The 20,765-nt window shown below is 34.5% G+C and carries 8 protein-coding genes and 1 tRNA gene; 4 read left to right on the top strand and 5 right to left on the bottom strand.

Annotation, left to right across the window (positions count from 1 at the left end; genetic code table 11):
• Window positions 1-10 precede the first annotated feature (10 nt).
• The 3 genes from BUA98_RS19200 to BUA98_RS19190 all read right to left on the bottom strand — a co-directional run bounded on the left by BUA98_RS19200 (window position 11) and on the right by BUA98_RS19190 (window position 7,723).
• A complete protein-coding gene (locus tag BUA98_RS19200; protein WP_072975166.1) occupies window positions 11-3,220 on the bottom strand; it encodes a SusC/RagA family TonB-linked outer membrane protein in 3,210 nt (1,069 codons plus the stop codon).
• A 631-nt stretch (window positions 3,221-3,851) separates the two neighbouring features.
• Window positions 3,852-5,387 carry an arylsulfatase gene (locus BUA98_RS19195; protein ID WP_072975165.1) on the bottom strand — a complete coding sequence of 512 codons (1,536 nt, stop codon included), beginning with the start codon at window positions 5,385-5,387 and terminating at the stop codon, window positions 3,852-3,854.
• A 23-nt stretch (window positions 5,388-5,410) separates the two neighbouring features.
• Window positions 5,411-7,723 carry a family 20 glycosylhydrolase gene (locus BUA98_RS19190; protein ID WP_159433480.1) on the bottom strand — a complete coding sequence of 771 codons (2,313 nt, stop codon included), beginning with the start codon at window positions 7,721-7,723 and terminating at the stop codon, window positions 5,411-5,413.
• Between the two features lie 401 nt (window positions 7,724-8,124).
• Between BUA98_RS19190 and BUA98_RS19185 the strand changes: the two genes are divergently transcribed.
• The 3 genes from BUA98_RS19185 (at window position 8,125) to BUA98_RS19175 (ending at window position 16,967) form a co-directional block, all read left to right on the top strand.
• Window positions 8,125-9,744 (top strand): tetratricopeptide repeat protein, encoded by a 1,620-nt coding sequence (locus BUA98_RS19185; protein ID WP_072975164.1) that lies wholly within the window; start codon window positions 8,125-8,127, stop codon window positions 9,742-9,744.
• A 399-nt stretch (window positions 9,745-10,143) separates the two neighbouring features.
• Window positions 10,144-16,254 carry a M4 family metallopeptidase gene (locus BUA98_RS19180; protein WP_086065452.1) on the top strand — a complete coding sequence of 2,037 codons (6,111 nt, stop codon included), beginning with the start codon at window positions 10,144-10,146 and terminating at the stop codon, window positions 16,252-16,254.
• A gap of 68 nt (window positions 16,255-16,322) precedes the next feature.
• Window positions 16,323-16,967, top strand: coding sequence for a porin family protein (locus tag BUA98_RS19175; protein WP_072975162.1), 645 nt, complete (start codon window positions 16,323-16,325; stop codon window positions 16,965-16,967).
• 140 nt (window positions 16,968-17,107) lie between these two features.
• Here BUA98_RS19175 and BUA98_RS19170 read toward each other — a convergent pair.
• Window positions 17,108-17,179: transfer RNA gene (locus BUA98_RS19170), tRNA-Glu, on the bottom strand.
• A gap of 661 nt (window positions 17,180-17,840) precedes the next feature.
• Between BUA98_RS19170 and BUA98_RS19165 the strand changes: the two genes are divergently transcribed.
• The gene (locus BUA98_RS19165; protein ID WP_072975161.1) at window positions 17,841-19,853 is read left to right on the top strand and encodes a M13 family metallopeptidase; all 2,013 of its coding nucleotides are present in this window, start codon (window positions 17,841-17,843) and stop codon (window positions 19,851-19,853) included.
• A gap of 102 nt (window positions 19,854-19,955) precedes the next feature.
• Here the strand turns inward: BUA98_RS19165 and BUA98_RS19160 are convergent, their stop codons facing one another.
• On the bottom strand, window positions 19,956-20,651 hold the full coding sequence (locus BUA98_RS19160) for a pseudouridine synthase (RefSeq protein ID WP_072975160.1): 696 nt from the start codon (window positions 20,649-20,651) through the stop codon (window positions 19,956-19,958).
• Window positions 20,652-20,765: the final 114 nt, after the last annotated feature.

The raw sequence follows: 20,765 nt of genomic DNA, 5'->3' as shown, positions 1-20,765 counted from the left end.
TTTTGCGATATTATAATTGAATACTTACGCCTATTCTGTAAATACGGGTCTGTGGATAATTTACTCCTGTTGTATTGTTCGTTTCTGGATCAAGGTTGTATTGTTTCATATGGTCGAAAGAAAATAAGTTTGTTCCTCCGGCATAAAACCTCACGTTTGATACTCCAAATTTCGAAAGTGCATTTTCAGGTAAAACATAAGAAACTTCTAATGATTTTAATCTAAAGAAAGACGCATCTCTTAACCAGAAGTCAGCTGGAATATTGTTTCTATTGTCTGAGTCATTGAAGGCTACAGGATATTTAGAATCAGGATTATCTGCAGTATATCTGTCATTGTACAGCCACGTTGGCGGTGCTACGATAGCTCCCTGCGCTTGTGGAAGAATCATTTGTTTTGCTTTTGCTTGGCCTGTCCAAAGCATGTCGATAGAGAATCCTTTATACTCCGCTCTCATCGGAATACCGTAAGCTATTTTTGGCGTAGCCGATTCTGGAATTCTAACCTGGTCATTAGTCGTTATACTGCCATCTCCGTCTGTATCTTTTACCCAAAGATCTCCGGGTTTAGCTCCTTCGAAATGAGCTGAATTGTCAACATCTGCCTGTGTGCGATAAATGCCATTTGTTTGGTAAACCATCCAGGAGTCGATAGCTTTTCCGGTTGATTTTTGCCATTGCGGGATATTAGGCGCTTCGTCGCGAAACAAAACTTCACTTTGCGCATAAGTAAAGTTTAAACCAATGCTGTATTTGAATTGGTGACTCATGTCTGCATAATTTACAGACCAGTCAGTACCTCTGTTAACAGTTTCTCCAATGTTTTCTTTAGGAAGTGCCAAACCTGTATACAAAGGCACAGATGCATTTCTTGCCGTTAAAATATCAGATCTTTTATTGCTGAAGTAATCAAAAGTAGCAGTCAGTTTATTATTGAAAAAGCCAAAATCAAATCCGATGTTTTTTGAATCCTGCACTTCCCAGGTTATATTAGGGTTAGGAGTAGAAGAAAGATAGATACTGTTGTTTAGCGTATAATCTGAACCAAAATAGCTGTAAAGCTGTTGATCTGTTATTAACTGATATCTTGTTAAGAAAAGATATTGATTTAGCTGATTGCCGCTTCTCATATCATCATTACCCATTTTTCCCCATGAAGCTCTAATTTTTAGCTGATCAATTGCTTTAATATTATTTTTGAAAAAATCTTCTTCAGATATTTTCCAGCCTGCAGATACAGAAGGAAACATTCCCCAACGTGTAGAAGATGGAAAATTGAAAGATCCGTTGTAACGGGCAGAAACTTCAGCAAAATATTTGTTGTCAAAGTTATAAGCAACGCGGCCTAAATAACTTTCTCTTCCGTCCTGATAAGCGCTGCCAGTTGCATTTTGCCCTTTGGTGCTTCCTGTGAAAATCTGGTCTAATTTATCGCTCAGTAAATCTCTTCTGTAAGCATAAGTTTCCGTTTTGTCCGTTGTAGTTTGTTCGTATCCAACAAAAGCATTAAAGGAATGTTTGTTAAACTTACGATCGTAGGCTAATTTTGCGAAATAAGTATTTTGGTTCGTAATTTGCTCGTCCTGCATAACGCTCGTTATACTGGTACTGTTTTTTACGTTATTGTAACTGTCATTTATTTTGTCGTAAGCGTAAGCATCCCAAGGTTTTGTGAATTTCTTTTCGCTGCGAACATTATAATCAAATGCTGCATATCCGCTTAGAGAAAGGCCTTCGGTAATTTTTGGTAATTTAAGATCGAATCCTATTTTTGGGTTTACGATGAGGTTGATCACTTTATCGTAACCTGCAGCTGAAGAAGACATTAAAATAGGGTTTCTTCCATTTGAAATTCCTGAAGAGGGTAAGCCATTTTTCCAATAGGCCGGAATAAATGGATACATACTAACGGTCTCGTGCATAATACTTCCTATACTTACCGCCGGGTAATTTCGGTCTTCTCTTCGTGTCGCAATATCAAGGTTTACTTTTAAGTTGGATGAGATATTAACATCAATATTTGATCTAAGATTGAACTGTCTGTAACGCTCGTCGCTGTTTCTAAGATTACTTTCCTGGTTTAAATATTGACCAGAAAAGAAATATTTCACTTGTTCCGTACCACCATTTACGGACATAGAAACGTTAGATTGCGGTGCATCTTTTCTATAAACTTCCTTAAGCCAATTGGTGCTGGTATAATTAGGATCATTTCCGGCTTTGTATTTGTCTATTTCAGATTGTGCATACGGAAGTGTGGTTCCCTTGTGAGCATTAAGTTCGTTGTAATACGTCATGTATTGCCATGAATTTACTTTTTCGTCCATACGGGTTAATTGCTGAATTCCATAAGAACCATCAATTTTGATCGTTGGCGCACTAACTTTACCTCTTTTCGTCGTCACTAAGATTACTCCATTGGCAGATCGAACACCATAAATTGCTGCCGATGCATCCTTCAAAACCGTAACCGATTCAATATCATCCGGATTGATTCTGTTTAGATCACGATCCGGAATACCATCTACGACTACCAGAGGGCTGGTTCCGCCTCCAAACGAGTTAAATCCTCTAATTAAAAGGCTTGAGCTGTCATCACCCGGTCTTCCGGAACGGTTATTGGCAATTACACCAGACATACGTCCTGCAATACCATTCGAAACGTTTGCAGATGCGTTTTGTGTTAAAACGCCTCCTTTGATAGAAGCAATTGCGCCTGTTGTAGAGGCTTTTTTCTGAGTACCGTATCCCACAACAACTACTTCATTTAAGGTTTGATTTTCTTCTTCCAGTTGAATGTTTAAACCGTCTGTGGCTCTAACTTCTTTAGTTACAAAACCGGTAAATGATACAACAAGAATGCTATTAGAATCTGGAACATCGATTGAAAACTTACCATCGAAGTCTGTAGTTACAACGTTATTCGTTCCTTTTACAAGTATGTTTACTCCCGGCAGTGGTTCTCCTTTTGAGCCCGTTACGGTACCTTTAATTGTTTTTTGATAGTTTGATAAAATAGTTTCATTCTTTGCTCCTGTTGCTGTGCTCCCCGTGGATGGAGTGTTATGTAAATTCAGGAAAAAGTTAGTGTCTTTTGATTCTGTTGCTGCAGAAACTTGCAGGGTCATGGCTAACAGAAATCCAGGTGTCAATTTGGTAAACTTCCAGATTTCAGAAGTAAGCCAAACGGTTTTTGGTTTGTCTTTGATTAATAATTTCATTTTTTGTAATAATGGTTTTTGGTTAGTAATTTACTTTCTCGTTTTCGCGAAAGATGGATAAATGTGAAAACCAAAATTAGAAATGTTTCCTCGTCAGCACATACCAGTACCTACCAGTTTTTTAAAATATGCATAAAAAACGGTTGTATTTTTGGGTAATATGAAAATAAAAGTGGGTAATATATGAATATAAGGCAATAATGGTGGTTTTTAGGAAATAATGTCTTTTGCGTAATATTTTATTTAGCGGAATAAAATATTTTACTACAAACGATCACTTTCTAAAATTTTAAAAGTGGATAATATAGTATCAGAATTACTTTTTCAGAAAATTTTATTGGAAATAAAAAAATATTGGCCTTATGACCATACCAGTAATCAAATTAGGTTTTATATGTAAGACTAAGCTTGCTTAAATTTTATGCGCTTAAATTCAAATCTGATTTTAAATCGATAAAAAGAAAGGATTTCAGGAAAAAGGAAAGAAAAATGTCAATCATTAAACTAAGTTTTTTGTTCTAAAAACTCAATTTTTCGCATGTTATGATTTTAATTATGTGATTTTTAATGGTTTATAGATATTTAAAAAAAAGTAAAAAAAAACTCCAGATCTCTCTGAAGTTTTATCTTATTAGTTAATGAATTCCCATTCTTTAATTTGCGCAGGAGTATGTTCTTTCTTTACAATTTCTTCAAATTTTTTAACCAATTCAGGATGTTGGGAAGCAAGATCAACAGACTCTTTTTCGTCGGTTTTAAGATTATAGATTTCCCAAGGAGCATTTTTATTTTTCTTCATGTTGCTTTTCACTCCTTTCCAGTCTCCAAGTCGAACTGCTACCTGACCTGTTTTTTCTGAGAATTCAAAGTATAGGTATTCGTGTTTTTTTTGGTTTTTCGATTTTCCTGTTAATTCAGGTAAAAATGAAATTCCGTCAGTATCGGTCTTTTTTTGACCGTTTAAATCAGCTATTGTAGCAAAAAAGTCAATTTGCGAACTAATCAAATCGCTCGTTTTGCCAGCCGGAATTTTGCCTGGCCATTTTGCTATTAACGGAATGCGAATTCCACCTTCGTATAAATCACCTTTTGTACCTCTTAATCCACCCATACTATTGAAATACGCTGGATCAAAACCGCCAGTTTTAAACGTTGCGCCATTATCACTGCTGAACATTACAATGGTATTATTGTCTAATCCAAGCGCTTTTATTTTTTCAAGAATTATTCCGACTTGAGCATCCAGATAAGAAACCATTGCTGCATAAGTTGACTTTGGATATAGAGTAGGAGCGTAGCCATTGTTTCCATAATAAGGCTGCTCATCAAATTGCCCTTTGTATTTTTTAATCCATTCTTCCGGAGCTTGCAAAGAAACGTGAGGGAGCGTATAAGCCAGGTACAAAAAGAACGGTTTCTCTTTGTTTTTATCAATAAATCCGATTGCTTTTTCAGTCATTTTTTCGGGAGCGTATACTTTTCCTTTGAAAGCATCAAAATCAGCCGGAGTTGCTGTTTTAGGATCTAATGCCTTGCTGTGAACATAGATGTAAGGCTGTCCTAAATCATCTTTCACCGTATAACCTTTAACTGAAAGGGAATTTCCAGATTCTATATTGTTATTGTTTAATTTTAGATAATCATCACTAAAACTTTCCCAAAGATGGGAAGGATAAAAATTATGGGACTGCTTTTGGTCAAAATAGCCATAGAAATAATCAAATCCCTGTTTGGTTGGCATTCCTTCAGTTTCATTATAACCCAATCCCCATTTACCAACAAGGGCTGTTGTATAGCCTTTCAATTTTAATAATTCGGCAACCGTAAAAGCCTTTGCTTCTAAAGGCAATTGTCCTTTTTCATTTTCATCGGTAAAATCGCCAAACTCATAATTTCCACGGATATACGCGTGACCTGCATTTTTACCCGTCATTAACATACATCTTGAAGGCGCACAAACAGGCGCACCGGCGTAATGCTGCGTAAATTTTATTCCTTCCGATGCCAGTTTATCGATATTGGGAGTCTTAATTACTTTCTGACCGTAACAGCCCAATTCACCATATCCTAAATCATCGGCATAGATATAAATGATATTTGGTTTTTGTTGGGAAAATAGTACGCTCGTTATCAGGCAAGTCAGTATTGTTTTAAAAATGATATTCATAAATTTTCTAATTTATAAAATAGTTATTCCTCTTCTTTTATAGCCTGAATTTGTATTTCAGATAGAATCTGATTGAATACTTTTAAATCTTTCATTTTTCCAATAAAAGAATTTTTACTGTCCCCAATTTGACCTAGTGGAAAAAATAAGGTTTTCATGATGTAAATCGAGTCGGTTTTGATGCCTATTGGAATTTTTTCACGTTCTAATTTTTTAACCAGCTTACCATCTAAATACAAAGTAGTAGAATTATTATCTCCAGAAACCGCAATAGTGCTCCATTTCTTTTCAGGAATTGCAATTCCAAAATCGTAATCTTTTCCCTCATGAGAAAAACCAAAATTAGACGTATTACCTTGTTTTAATTTCACAGTCGCATGATTCGATTGAAAAATTACCGCATCGTCAGCATTATTTTCTGATGGATTAATTTTAAAAATAACCGTATAATTATATCCAATTTCGGGATAAGGAAGTTTTACCTGACTGCTATTGCTCTTAAAATTTAAAACTTTTCTGTTCCCCTCTTTTTCATAGAGAACCTGATTTATGTTTTTGATTTCCTTATCGTTGCCTTTCATTTCGTAATTGACAACCAAAGCATCTTTACCGGAAATTTTCCCTCTCAAATTTAAGCCAGGGCCTTCATTTATAGATTTAACTTTATCTGAAAAAGCACTGAAATTCACCGTTTTATTTTCTCCGCTCCACATTTTCTCGCTTAACACCTGTAAAGCCGGGAAAACTCTGTCCGTAACATCCTGAGCGGTAATGCCGTTTTTTGAAACATCATTCCATACGGCAAACATTCCGCCTCGAATAAAAGGATCTCCCATCTTGAAAACCACATCGCCAATTGCTACCGGTTCCCATTTTTCGTATAAATATTTCAGGTTCAGATAATCATAATAATAGCCTGCAGCAGGTACAATATAAAGATAACCATCTGGTGTACTGATAAGAGGATAACCCAATTCTTTCATTTTCAAAGGATCAGCATAACCGTTATACCAGGCATTCATAGTAACACCTTTTGAGGTAACCGGAGTAACACCCTGAGCGTGCGTCAATGCGCCCCAAACTCTCACATCTTTGCCAAAGCTTTGTACATATTTTATAAAATGATCTGTGAATTTTCTGAAGGGTTCAGCTTCTTCCTTAGCATATTCGTCAGTTCCAATATGCACTTCCTTAAAACGGAATACGGGATTTTCTCCTTCCAAATACTCTCTGAATATATTTTCTACAATGGTGTACGTTTCAGGGTTTTTGATGTCCAGATGATCTTTGCCGTATTTTTCGCTGGCAATTTGCGGAAAAGCTTTAGAAATGGCAAGAGAATGCGCAGGAACGTCAATTTCAGGAATAATATTTATTCCGTATCGCTCTGCCAATAGTTGTAAATCGATAAATTCTTTTTTAGTGTAGAATTCTCCCTTTGTCGGCAGATTTGGGTATCGCTCGCTTTCCAGCCTAAAGCCGCTGTAAGTACTATCCCAGTCGTTGTTGTAATGTTTTACAAAGGCATTATCACTTAGATGAATTTGAAAATCGCCCATTTTATAATAGGACATCAACTTTACGTAATCTCTCAAAAAATCTATTGTGAAATATTTTCTTCCAACATCCAATAAAAAACCTCTTACTTCATATTTCGGGTAATCTCTTGAAATCCCTTTAGGTAAAGAACAATGTTTTGCATCTTGCTCTAATATTTGCAAGAGGGTACGTGTTCCCCAAAGGGCCCCTTTATATTGAGCAGCATTAATAGAAACATAATCACGAATGGAAAGAGAATAACCTTCAGTTCCCAGTTCCTCATTTTTCCCATCCAACGAAATGAAAACATCTCCGGCTTTTGGCTTGCCGATAACAATTTTAGGCTTTATAGCGCACAGTTTATCTAAATCGTCCTGAAAAATTGTAGCAGCCTGCATGAGTATTGCTTCCTGTTTTGCATCGATTACAATTCTTGATTTTGTTGTCAATATGAAATTCCCTTCGGCTCCATGCCATTCCCTCAAGGACGGAATCACAAAAGGTTTTGCATTCTTTCCCTGATTATTGTAAGTTCCTTCAACGTTTACAACAAATGGAATTTCTATATAAGAACCGTTATCTTTTTTAATTGCCTTAAATAAAAGATGAACCACCATGTCATGCAGCGGAGTAAAAACGGTTCCTGATTTGGTTATAACCGAAAGATTATCTGAGCCTATCAATTCCAAATTAAAACCTTCAGGACATATTGGCGTTTTGTACGTTGAGGTTGCTTTTGAAACGGTTGGTGCAAACACAGTTTTTTCGACGAAAAAAATCGAATCTGACTTCGTCATTTTAGATTGTGGAAGTGCTTGCATTGACACGAAAAAAAGGCTTATAAGGATCAGAAAATGTTTGTAATTCATCTTTAATTTTTGTTTTGACAGCTTAGTTTTGATTTCTATTATTTCAACTTAAATTAATTTCGTAAAAAGTTAAAAATTGAATTAAAATCATGGTTTGAATCCTTATAATTTGAAAATAAAGCAAGGATTTTTAGATTTTGATGACGAATATATAGGTTATTTTTCAATAAAAAAACGAAAAGGAGCAAAAATGTGTTCGAGCACATTTATTTTGTATTTAAATTATAGTATGGTTACTATAAAGTGATTCTGGCCTTGGTACAAATTTTTATTTGTAGATTCAACATTTATTTTTCTTAATTTTGAACCCATCTTTATAGTTTTACGCGATGGCTCGATTATTATCATTCCTTCTTATTTTTTTTACTTTAATTTCTTATTCTCAGTCCTCCACAAAAGAATTAATCGATAGGTTAAATACCATTGATGATCATGAGAAAAAGGTTGATCTGTGCCTTAAAATTGCCATTAAACTACAGGATTCTGATTGGAACAGAGCAGTAAAATACGTGGAATTAGCTGAAGCGGAGGCAAAAAAAACAGCTAATGCAGAGCTCCTTCTGGCTCAGGTTTATAAAACTGCCGGTAGCATATATAGTTCAAAAGATGTATTAGATGTTACACTTCAGTACTACTTAAAAGCCTATGAAATTTATAAAAGCAGTAATAAAACGGAGGAAATCTTTAAGATGGAGAATAATCTTGCCATTGTTTACGCAGGAACTAATAATCAAGAAAAGGCACTCCAGTATTTTTTGAATGTATATCATTATCAAAAATCTAAAAAGGAATCTGATAAACTGTTAAAAATCTTAAACAACATTGGTACAATTTATCTGGGTAAAAATGTAGATTCCTCTTTATATTATTTCCATAAGGCAGATCTTATTGCTAAAACCATAAATAATAATACTTTAACGGCGTATGTCTATACCAATCTGGCAAGAGCTTACGCTTCAAAAAAAGACAAGAAAAATGCCAATATTTACTTTGAAAAAGCTTTTTCTTTAATCAATACTCCAATTGATAATTCCTTAAAAGCTTTTATTCATGAGTCTTTTTCAGGATACAAATTAGAAGAAAAAAATCTGGATGATGCGATTACAAATGCAAAACAGGCCTTAGAATTGTCAAAAGGTAATGTATTCAGTTTTTCTGGCTTAAGACTGAATAAAATACTTTATCAGGCTTACTTAGAAAAGCAGGATTATAAAAATGCGGTTTTTTATTTTCAGAAATACAATACCATTAGCGATAGTATAAATATTGAGCAAAAGGCGGTAAACCTGGAAAGAATCAGACTGGAGCAAGATTATAAAGTTCGTACGCAGATAAGATCGTTAGAGGAAGAAAAGAAGCGATTTAAATATTATGTGGTGGGGCTGATCATGGTTGTAGGTATTTTGGTTTTGATTATCCTGCTAATAAGATATCGAAATACGAATATAAAAAATCAGCTGGAAAAGGAAAAATTAAAAGCCAAACAACAAGAACTGAAGCAAAGTCTTGAAGCAAAAAATATGGTTTTGGTCGGAAAAGCAATGTCGGAAATTAATCGTACCGATAATATCAATGAGATTTTGACCGATCTGAAGAAGATAAAACTCCAAACAACAAACAAGGAAATGCAGCACGCAATTGATATTGTTTTGAAACGTTTGGAAAAAGATTTAAATACAGATATCTGGAAAGAATTTGAAATAAGCTTTGAGCAGGTTCATAAATCTTTCTTTGATAAACTTACAGTCGATTACCCATCGCTTACTCCAAAAGATCGCAGACTTTGTGCTCTTTTATATTTAGATTTAACTACAAAAGAAATCTCTCAAATAACAGGACAATCTTTTAAATCGATCGAAAATGCCAGGACACGCCTTCGCAAAAAGTTCGATTTAACCAATGAAAAAGTAAATCTTTCTACCTATTTAAACACTTTTAAGCATGATTAATTTTAAAGTAATTTTAAATCTAATTATTTGATTATTTGGTAATTATGTTGAAATGAGTGTTTTATTAGTAGTCCTTTTTTAGCACTGAGTGTTTTTGCATTACTCCTTTTTTTTAGTACCCGATCCTGTCATTCTATATTCGCCAAATCTATTATAAATACGGTTTGATGAATACGAATAAAAAAAAGGAACCCGTTAAAAGTCTTGAAGAACTTTTAGACGAAGCAAAAACAAAAAAGAGCGCACTCTTAAAAATTATAAAAAAAATAACGAAAGCAAGTTCTAAGAATCAACCTCCAAATTGATTTCTAGGATTTGCTTTTGTTGCTTCTTATTTACCCTATTAACCACATTTAATTATTAATCAACAATCTTAATATTAACCTTTAAATTAAAAAAATGAACCAGATTTACTCTAAACCCAGGTATTTGTTTCTTTTGTTAGGTTTTTTGGTCTGTTCCTTAGGAATGGCTCAGTCTCCTTTGCAAAAAAACAAAAGTAGTAATGCGCAGACAGCAATACAATCGCCTGCAGCACTTCAAAAAAAGGATCAAGCTTCTAAGAAAACAACGGATCAAAATGTTAGTCAGGATGATGAAGCGAGTCCTCTTTTAACTCAAAAAAGCATAAAAGGTCAGACACTTTCGCAGGAAGAAAGTGATGCTGTTAATAAACAATTAAAAGCAAGTCAAAAACTTTTTGATAAAAGCGCTGCTAGTTTAACAGCTAAAAGTGCTCAGAACACCGATACTACAAAAGTCCGATCTTTTGCTAAATCTTCAAACTTAACCATACGAAATGTATTTGAGGTTAAAAAAGCCGATTTTGAATTGAGCGGTACAGATAGAATGCAATTAAAATCCGTTTCTGATAAACACGGCAGAAGTCTGGCAACTTATCAGCAATTACATAATTCTATTCCTGTTGAGGGTGCTATTTACAAGGTCAGAGAAAGCAAAACGAAGATTGATGCGTTTGGAGAGACTAGTAAAAAGCTGCCGACAAATAGCAAATACAAAGTCAATGCTTCTCAAGCTCTTGAAAATGCTCTTAAGACGGTAAATGCGAAGGAATATGTATGGCAGAGTAAAAAACTCTCTGCTTTAGTTCATAAAGAAATTAAGACAAAACCTGAAGGCGAATTGGTTTACGTTGGACCAAATTTCTCTTCAGAATTGAAAGAGTATCACCTGGCCTGGAAATATGATATTTTTGCTACTAATCCGCAATCAAGCCATACAATTTATGTTGATGCAGATTCTGGAAAAGTAATCCTTAAAATTGATTTAAGCAGAGATGTTCACATCGCAGGACAAAACATCGGTAAAGGTAAAGCACGATATGCCGGAAATGTTACTTTTAATACCAAACAATATGCTGATGGATATCATTTAGAGTCTTTGCAGGGTAAATTTGGCGTGCCAATTTATACTTTAAACATGAATCATGCAGATTCTCCTTCAGATGAAATACTTACAGAATTTATTGATGAGGATAACAATTGGAATGATTTATATAATAAAGATCATGATGAAGCGGCAATTGACATTCATTGGGGATTGCAAAAATCTGTAGATTATTATCAGGAAAAGTTTGACCGTAATAGTGTCGATGATAAAGGAATGACCATTTTTGGTCTTGCACATTTAGGAAATAAAGTGGAGAATGCCTCATGGACTGGAGGATGGACACAATTTGGAGATGGTGATAACACGCCTTATGTTAGCTTAGGTATAACCGGTCACGAATTAACACACGCTGTAACACAATTTTCTGCTGACTTAATTTATCAGGGAGAATCAGGCGCAATGAACGAATCGTTTAGTGATATTTTTGGTGTTTCCATCGAATTTTATGCTGGCAAAGATTCTAAAAATGATATTTGGCTTCTGGGAGACGAATTATATTCACACGGAAGTTTAAGAAGTATGTCTGACCCAAAAACGCAGGGTCAGCCTGATACTTATGGAGGAACAAATTGGGTAAGTCCGACTAATATCACTTATGATAACGGAGGAGTGCATATCAACAGCGGTATTACCAATTACTGGTATTACCTTTTAGTAGAGGGTGGAGAAGGAGTTAATGACATTAATAACAGTTACAGCGTAAAACCTATTGGTCTTGCTAAAGCTGAAAAACTGGCTTATGTAACGCTTACAGAATATTTATCGGCATCTTCAAATTTCAGCGACATGCGTATGGCCAGTTTAATGGCTGCTGAAGATTTGTATGGTCTAGGGTCTGAAGAATATAAACAAATTACTAATGCCTGGTACGCAGTGGGTGTTGGCCCTGCTTATTCTGATAAGCAGATAGTTCTTATTTCCGTTGAAAACCCTTCTACACCTTGTGGACCATTTAAAGGAGATCAGCCTTTTTATATTACCGTTAGAAATACCGGGATTACTGCCATTAAAGCGGATGAAGTTTTAAATTTCAAATTAAGAGCTATGGCGAGTGGCTTAGGCAAACTGACAACTTTTTATACAACTGATGGGCAGGTTGCTTTTGCCAAAGATTTAGCTGTAGGGGAAGAAACTAAACTTAAAATTCAAGCCGATATTCCTTATCAACTGGGCGGAGTATCAAATTATATAGAAGTAAAACTTGATTTACAACCTGTAGTAGAATTTGGTGCAAAAGACGGATATTCTTTTGTTTCAAATATAATTGTCCCTCTTGCAGAAAAAGATTTTGACATTAAAGTAACCGCATTGGATCTTCCAATGTATACAGGTGATGCACTTATGGCAAATTATACACCCTCAATTACTTTCACTAATTTAGGTTGTCAGGATATTCCAGCAGGGACTGTTTTAAAAGTTGGATATACAGATACTGCAGCAGGAAGTGTTACAGTTTGGAAAGATGTTACATTACAGACCGCTTTTGTGGGAAAATCTCAAATGACAGTTGCTTTTGATACTGCTGTCGATTTATCAGCACATGGTTTGCATACCTATGAAGGCTATGTTACCTTAACTCAGGATCCAGTAACTACGAATAATAGTATTTTAAATGCTGCATACAGCGGTATAGTAACACAATTGCCGTATTCTGAAGGATTTGAAAGAACTCCTGGAGGCTGGAATACTAAAGCATTAAGCGGAACACAAAAGTATTTGTTTCAGAACTATCCTGTTTCATTTAGAACAACGAAATCTCAATATATCTGGGCAACCGTAGACATAAAAGCAAATGGTAAAATGGATCTTAATTCTGATTTTGTGTTAGAATCACCAATCTTTGACTTTACAAATGTGGTTTCTCCATATATAGAATTCGATTTATATTATCTATTTCATAAAGGATATGATGGTTTAATTGTTGAATATTCTGAGGATAAAGGTCAAACATGGAAAAAAGTTGAGAATGTTAATTATCCTGAAACAGTACATCTTGATGATACAGAAGGTGGCTGGTTTACAGGAGTAAATACGCAACTAAAGAAAGATCCGTATCAAATACGCTTGAATGATCTTGCCGGAAAGAAGGTTGCAATTCGTTTTCATGTAAAAACAGATGATTATAATGATGGTTTTATAGGAGGGTTTGTAGATAATATTCTAGTGAAAGATGCGCCTTACGACTTAGAAGTTTTATCTGCCAAATTAGACGCAGGAAAATGCGATGTTAATAATACGAATGTTACCGTAAGTGCTACAATAACAAACAATTTTGCCACAACAAGTCAGGTGGTAAATGTGACTACCAAGGTTCTTGATGCGGCCAAAAATGAAGTATTTTCAAAAATTGAGAAAACAACTTTAAATTTTGCAAAGTTTAAAGACACTTTAACGTATTCTATTTCAAATATCAGCCTTCCAACTGTTGGACAGCATACTATTTCTGTCTCTGTTTTCCCTGAAGACATGACACAGGATGTTAAGCAAGGTAATAATGCTGTGACTTTTGCATACGATAATTGGAACAATGAAGATATGAAAGTAGCTATGCTTCCTTATAAAATGGATTTTGAAGATGCAAGCAAATTCAAAGGATGGAGAACTTCTGAAAACAAGGGATCTGCGGGATGGCAACAAGGAATATATAGAGATTTAGGATCTCCGGGATGGTTTCTTGAAGATCATACTCATTTTATGGCAAGTAATGATGACAAATGTAATTGCGATGCTTCAAACGATATGCTGGTTTCGCCGGTATTTGATTTAACAAATTATAAGGAAGCCCATTTATCATTTGATGGTTATGGAGATTCACAGCATTGGTCTGATGGTTATGTAAAAGTAAGTACCGATGGAGGAGTAACCTGGACGGAAGTTTTTCATATGCCGTATTATGCCGCGTGGTGGGAATACGATGTAGATTTAACGCCTTACGCAGGAAAATCTTGTGTACAGATTGCGTTTCAACATAATGACAACGGATTATTTGCAAATGGTTTTGCTGTCGATAATATTGAAATTACAGAGAAAAAAGATTTTTTAAGATTATCTAATTTTAGTGTGGCAGAAACTGTTTATGAAGATGCACCCTCACACGAATTTTTTGTAAGTGTTAAGAATTTATCTTATAACACAATTAATAAAGTTAAAGTTGAATACCAAATCACTCAAAACGGAACAGCTGTAGGGGCTCCGGTTGTAGTAGAAAAAAATGATGAGATACTTGTAGGTCAGACTATTATTTATAACATCAATGGACTTCCAAAATTAGCAGCAGGAAATTATGAAATTAATTTGAAAGCACTTGCTGAAGTTGCTGTAATTGGGCAGACTATAACCGGTACTTTTCAGGTGGTTGAAAAAGCTTCTGAGTTAAGCATGGAGAATTTCTCAAATATAAACCAAGGTTCAATATTTGGATCAAAAGGATTTGTATCCAATCAAAGTGATGAAAATTATCCTTGGAGAGCGCTTCCAATTCCTGATAATACTTATTTGACGCTTCCTCTAAAAGATCGTACAGGAGATACTAACGGACAACTTTTATACAGTCAATTGGAAGGTTATTATTATTACAGTGAATTAGTTTCACCGCTTTACAAATTGTCTTCAAGTACTACAGCTTTAGAATTTTATTATGCGATGCAAAGCAATGTTAATGATATTTTAATTGTTGATATTAAACCTGTAAATGGTGAATGGACAGAGATATGGAGAAATGTTACCCAGGGAAATTACTCAGATACTGAATGGAAAAAAGGTATAATCAATATTAGCAAATACGCTGGCAAGTCAGTAATGCTGCGTTTTAGACACTCGAAATCTGATGGATTCTCTTATTTGGTTCTGGATGATCTAAAGGTAATAAATGAAGCGGTTTTGGATGTCGCATTACAAATTTTATCTCCGAAAGATATTTGCGGTAACAGCGAAGTAAAAGTTAAACTGACGAATGAAGGACAAAAAGCGATTACAGAAAATGCTGTTCAATTAGATTTAGATTATTTCAATACAGGAGAAACTATCTCGGAAGTCGTAACATCGGGAATTCCTGTTGGAGAAAGCATTGAGTATACTTTCAAAAAACAGCCTAAATTAGATGAGGGTGGAGATTCTCATATGTTTACGATTAATGCAAAATTGGAAAATGATATTATAGAACAAAATAATATCGTTAAAAATTATGTATACCAGGGTGTGTCGTCAGATTTCAAAATATTTGATACACCGGTCATTCATGGATATGCAGATAAAACCTTGTATATTAATGCTGAAACTAATTTTTTAGAACACGAACTCGAAGTTGTTTCCTATAAATGGAATACGGATGCCACTTCTAATGGTATTGAAGTAACTAATGCGGGAGATTATAGTGTAACTGCCTTATTAAAGAATGGATGTACGGTTTCTGAAACAGTAAAAGTTGTATTTGATACTTTTAAATCTGAATTGGTAAGTGGAGATGTTTGTGGTCCTGAGGTAGTTTTAAATCCAGGTAATTATAAAGCTTACGAATGGTTTGATGGTTCTACAGAGCCAACTTACACTGCAACAGAAAGCGGGGATTATTATGTAACCGTTTTTAATGAAAGTGGTTTGGGTAAAACTTTCAAAACCAGTATTTCTATTCTTGAAAACACTGTTCCCGAAATTCAGCTTTTAGATGAAAATAAATTGATCGCTTCAGCTGATGCAACATCTTATCAATGGTATTTAAACGGAAGACCATTGCCAAATGCAACTCAAAAAATGGTTGCCACAATTTGGGAAGGAAGTTATACACTTGAAGCTACAAATAGTAACGGATGTAATCGTATGTCGGCACCAATTGAATCCAAAGGTTTAATTATCGGAAAAATAACGAATGCTTTTAGAGTTTTTCCAAACCCGGCTGCTGATAATGTAAATATCTTTTTAGCTGATGATGTGGAAGGTAAAACTGAGATGAAAATTTATTCGATGGATGGTACTTCATTATGGAGCAACTCCTACACTTCAATGCCATCAACTATAAATGTAAGCCAATTAATTACAGGGGTTTATATTTTGGATTGTACTGTAAACGGAAAAAGATATACTGCTAAGATTATTAAGAAATAACAAAAATTACAGATAGAACTGGCAGCTCTGGTTTTTAGAGCTGCCAATCTTAAAAACAAACAAGTATTATGAAAAAATCCATGCTAGTTTTATGCACACTACTTTTGTGTGCAACTGTTACGGCTCAAACCGATAAGGTGAAAATAGGCGTAAAAGCAGGTTTAAATATTTCCAGTCTTACTTCTGATGAAAACGAATTAGATTCGTCTGATAAAACAGGCTTTACTGCCGGTATTATGGCCGAAATTCCTCTGGCTAAAAATTTCTCAATTCAGCCAGAAGTTTTGTACAGCCAACAGGGAATGAAATTTTCCTATTCGGATGTAGATGTACAAAATTCACATTATAAGAGTACAATCGGGCTAAATTATTTAAATATTCCAGTGATGTTAAAATATTATGTGGTCAAAGGATTAAGTGTACAGGCAGGACCTCAAATCGGGATCCTTTTAAAAGCCAATAACAAATATCAGGACAATTTTTTAGGTTATGAAAATCATGAAACTTTCAATCTGTCTGATTATGCAAATGGTATCGATACTGCTGTAAATTTTGGATTAGGTTATCAGTTTAAAAATAAGTTTTATACAGACTTAAGATATACTATTTCTTACTCGGATATATTTAAAGATGCAAGCGCAAATACCTACATTATTAATAGTGATATGAAGAATAGAGTTTTTCAAATAACAGTTGGTTATTTTTTTAAATAGAGTTAGTACTCTTTATATCCTATAAAAGCCACTCCTTCAAAAGAGTGGCTTTTTTTGTTTAAAGGGAATATAAATTGTATGAGATTAAATTTACTGCATAAAAAAAGCTCCAGATTTCTCTGAAGCTTTGTGTTAGCTAGTAGCCCGTAGCGGAATCGAACCGCTCTTACATGGATGAAAACCATGCGTCCTAACCGATAGACGAACGGGCCTGCTTTGCTATTGCGGGTGCAAAAATGCAAATAATTTTAGAATACACAAAAATAATTTTTCAGAAAATTATTTTTAATCTTTCCGAATTTATCATATTTCTAAATTTCTATCTTAGATAAATTCGGAAAATTAAAATGTATTTGTTTGATTAATAATTCGTTGTTTTGGACTACAAATGGAAGAAAAACAGTTGCATTCATATTTTCATTAAAAAGAAGAGTTTCAAAAAAAATGAGAAAAAAAATATTTTGAAAGAATATTCTCTAGATTTAGATCTTCTTCAGAAATACTTTTTGTGAAAAGTTGCGTAAATTTTGATTAATAAAAAAACAGTTAGAAAGGATATCAGCTTTGAAGTAGCGACTTTATCTTGTCTTTATTTTTCAATTATATTTGTTTATAATGACCAAAGTTCATCCCGAAGTCTTTCGGGATTGCGCAGTAGGAATGGGGAACACTTAGTAGGCAGGGGATTACTACATTAACGATAAATACCGGCCTATAATTCTGATTTTATAAGTGGTAATTCTTATAAAAACTTTAGAATTAAAAACTGAATTCGTATATTGTTCTGCTAAAATTAACTATTCCAGATATATACATTTTGAATATCTGCTTTCAAACGTTTTTCGGTTCATTTTAATAGAAATAATCTAGATTATGAAAAATTCATTAATACTATTCATTGCGTTCTTAGCTTTTACATCTTGTTCAAAACATGAAGGGAAAAAAAATATTGCTATCACTGGAATAGATTCCACATTGCGACCTGGCAATGATTTTTTTAAATATGTAAATGGCAAATGGTATGATTCTGTTGCAATACCCGCGTCTCAAGCCGGAGTTGGTGCCTATATGTTTATGAATTATCCACAACGAATGCGCCTGCAGGGAATATTGGACAGTATTTCACAAAGCAAGAATCCAGCAGGAAGTATAGCACAAAAGGTGGGAGACTTTTATGCATCAGGTATGGATACTGTAACCATTGACAAACGCGGTTATACACCGATCAAACCCTTGCTTGCCAAAATTGAAGCAATTAATGATTTACCGTCCTTAATGAACTTTGTAGTTAATGAAGAAAAAGTAGATAATTCTTCTATTATAGGTTTTGGAGTAGGACCAGATGATAAAAACAGCAGTATGAACATTGCCCAAATCTATCAAACGGGGATCGGTTTGCCTGACAGAGACTATTATTTCAAATCAGACTCATCAACTGTTGCCATACAGGAATCATACAAAAAATACCTTGCTACATTATTTCAACAAACAGGCAGCAATGCAAAAGAAGCTACAAAGAATGCTAATTTGGTTTACGATATTGACAAACAACTCGCCGTTTCGCATAAAACAAAAGTCGAACTTCGGGATGTGCAGGCAAATTATAATAAAATGGCTGTGACAGATCTTGTAAAAAGACATCCCAATATAGACTGGACTACTTTTTTAAATAATTTAGGAACTAAAACCGATTTCATTAATGTAGGTCAGCCAGCCTATTATGATGCCCTTAATAAGCTCTTAAAAACGATCCCCATTAATAATTGGAAAATTTATTTGAAAGCAAATTCTATAATAAGATATGCAGATGATTTAAGTAAACCTTTTGTAGATGCCTCATTTGAGTATACAAAAGTGCTTTCTGGTCAAGCTGTTCAAAAATCACGTGGCGAAAAAATGGCGAATGTCGTGGACAATTACCTAGGCGAAGCGTTGGGTGAATTGTATGTAAAGAAGTATTTTTCAGAAGATGCCAAAAAACGTATGTTGGTTCTCGTGAATAATCTGCAAAAAGCGTATGCCAAAAGAATTGATAAATTGGAATGGATGAGTACCATTACGAAACAAAAGGCTAAAGAAAAATTGGCAGCGATGACTAAGAAGATAGGATATCCGGATAAATGGAGAGACTACAGTAATGTGCAGATAGCCAGAAATACCTATTTTGAGAATATGGTTTCGGCCGCTGCAGCTGCCTATCAATTTCAATTGGCAAAATTGGGAAAACCAGTTGATAAATCAGAGTGGTATACTACAGTGCCAACAGTTACGGCATATAACAACCCTACTGCAAATGAAATTGTTTTTCCTGCAGGTATTTTACAACCCCCATATTTTGATAATAATGCAGATGATGCACTTAACTATGGAGGTATCGGAATGGTGATAGGTCACGAAATAACCCATACTTTTGATGATCAGGGGGCTCAATATGATAAAGATGGAAACCTGAAAGACTGGTGGACAAAAGAGGATTATGCGCAGTTTAAATCAAGAATACAACAGGTTATTGATTTGTACAGTACCTATACTGTTTTAGGCGATTTACATATTAATGGCGCCATGACAGTTGGTGAAAACACGGCAGATATTGCCGGAATAGCAGTTGCTTATGATGCTTTTAAAATGACTAAAGAAGGACAAGGGAATACAAAAATTGACGGTTTTACTCCAGACCAGCGCTTCTTTATTTCTATAGCCAAAATATGGAGAGTAAAAATGAAAGACGAGTTCCTGCGTTTGTGGATTAACAATAATCCGCATTCTCCACCAAATTGGCGTGTTAATGGTCCTCTAATGAATACGACACCTTTTTACGAAGCATTTAATGTGCAACCTGGAGATAAAATGTTTTTACCAGTGAAAGACAGAATAACAATTTGGTAATAATCGAACTTTCCGAAGTATTCCATGAAAAAATGCGCAAATTTATAGGTGAAATTTGCGCATTTTTTTTCTTCGAAATTATAAATTTATAAAATATCCTAACTATTTATACTTACTCAAATCTAGATTAAGAACAGTACCAACTCTGCTAAACTCTTCATTAATCTTTGCATTTAGGATTAGTTGTTCATTCTTTATTGGATGATTAAAAACTAACTGATGTGCATGCAACATCATTCCGGTCAGATTATAATTCTCCAGCCATAATTTATTTTGTTTGTTACAGCCATGTGGACGACTTCCTAAAATAGGATGAAAAATATGCTTGAAATGTTTTCTTAATTGATGCATTCGTCCCGTTTCCGGAATCGCTTCTACTAAACAATATCGTGATGTTGGTCGATTATTAAATTCTAAGTCAACTTCGGCATTTTGCAAACGATGAAAGTAGGTTATGGCATTTTGTTTAATGTCATCATCATTGATTAAATCATAATCAATCGTTAGTTCATCAGGCGACCAGCCACGTAAAATGGCTAAATATTTTTTTTCGACTTCGCGTGTGGCAAAACGATCATTCATAATTTTCAAAACCTCCTTATTCAAAGCGAATAACAAAACACCAGATGTCTTGCGGTCTAAACGATGAATAGGATAAACGTGTTGGCCTATTTGATTTCTCAATTCCTGAATAGCATACACTTTTGCATCGCGCGCATAAAATGATTTGTGAACCAACAATCCACTTGGTTTATTGATTGCTATAATATATTCGTCCTGGTAAAGAATTTCTAACATTTGGCAAAAGTAAAGGAGATTTCGATTGAAATGGCTTTTATGACTTATTTAATTCGATACTTTTCTTTTTTTATTTCAGATCGAACAAAAAAAACGGACTTTACGTGAAACCGT

The organism is Flavobacterium saccharophilum, from assembly GCF_900142735.1.
Lineage (GTDB): Bacteria > Bacteroidota > Bacteroidia > Flavobacteriales > Flavobacteriaceae > Flavobacterium > Flavobacterium saccharophilum.
Note: the sequence above shows the minus strand (reverse complement) of the source record. Positions and strands in the feature narration are given on the sequence as shown.

What these genes read in the sequence shown, in the direction of transcription:
- BUA98_RS19200 (WP_072975166.1), bottom strand. Translation starts at nt 3,220, where the DNA reads ATGAAATTATTAATCAAAGACAAACCAAAAACCGTTTGGCTTACTTCT.
- BUA98_RS19195 (WP_072975165.1), bottom strand. Translation starts at nt 5,387, where the DNA reads ATGAATATCATTTTTAAAACAATACTGACTTGCCTGATAACGAGCGTA.
- BUA98_RS19190 (WP_159433480.1), bottom strand. Translation starts at nt 7,723, where the DNA reads ATGACGAAGTCAGATTCGATTTTTTTCGTCGAAAAAACTGTGTTTGCA.
- BUA98_RS19185 (WP_072975164.1), top strand. Translation starts at nt 8,125, where the DNA reads ATGGCTCGATTATTATCATTCCTTCTTATTTTTTTTACTTTAATTTCT.
- BUA98_RS19180 (WP_086065452.1), top strand. Translation starts at nt 10,144, where the DNA reads ATGAACCAGATTTACTCTAAACCCAGGTATTTGTTTCTTTTGTTAGGT.
- BUA98_RS19175 (WP_072975162.1), top strand. Translation starts at nt 16,323, where the DNA reads ATGAAAAAATCCATGCTAGTTTTATGCACACTACTTTTGTGTGCAACT.
- BUA98_RS19165 (WP_072975161.1), top strand. Translation starts at nt 17,841, where the DNA reads ATGAAAAATTCATTAATACTATTCATTGCGTTCTTAGCTTTTACATCT.
- BUA98_RS19160 (WP_072975160.1), bottom strand. Translation starts at nt 20,651, where the DNA reads ATGTTAGAAATTCTTTACCAGGACGAATATATTATAGCAATCAATAAA.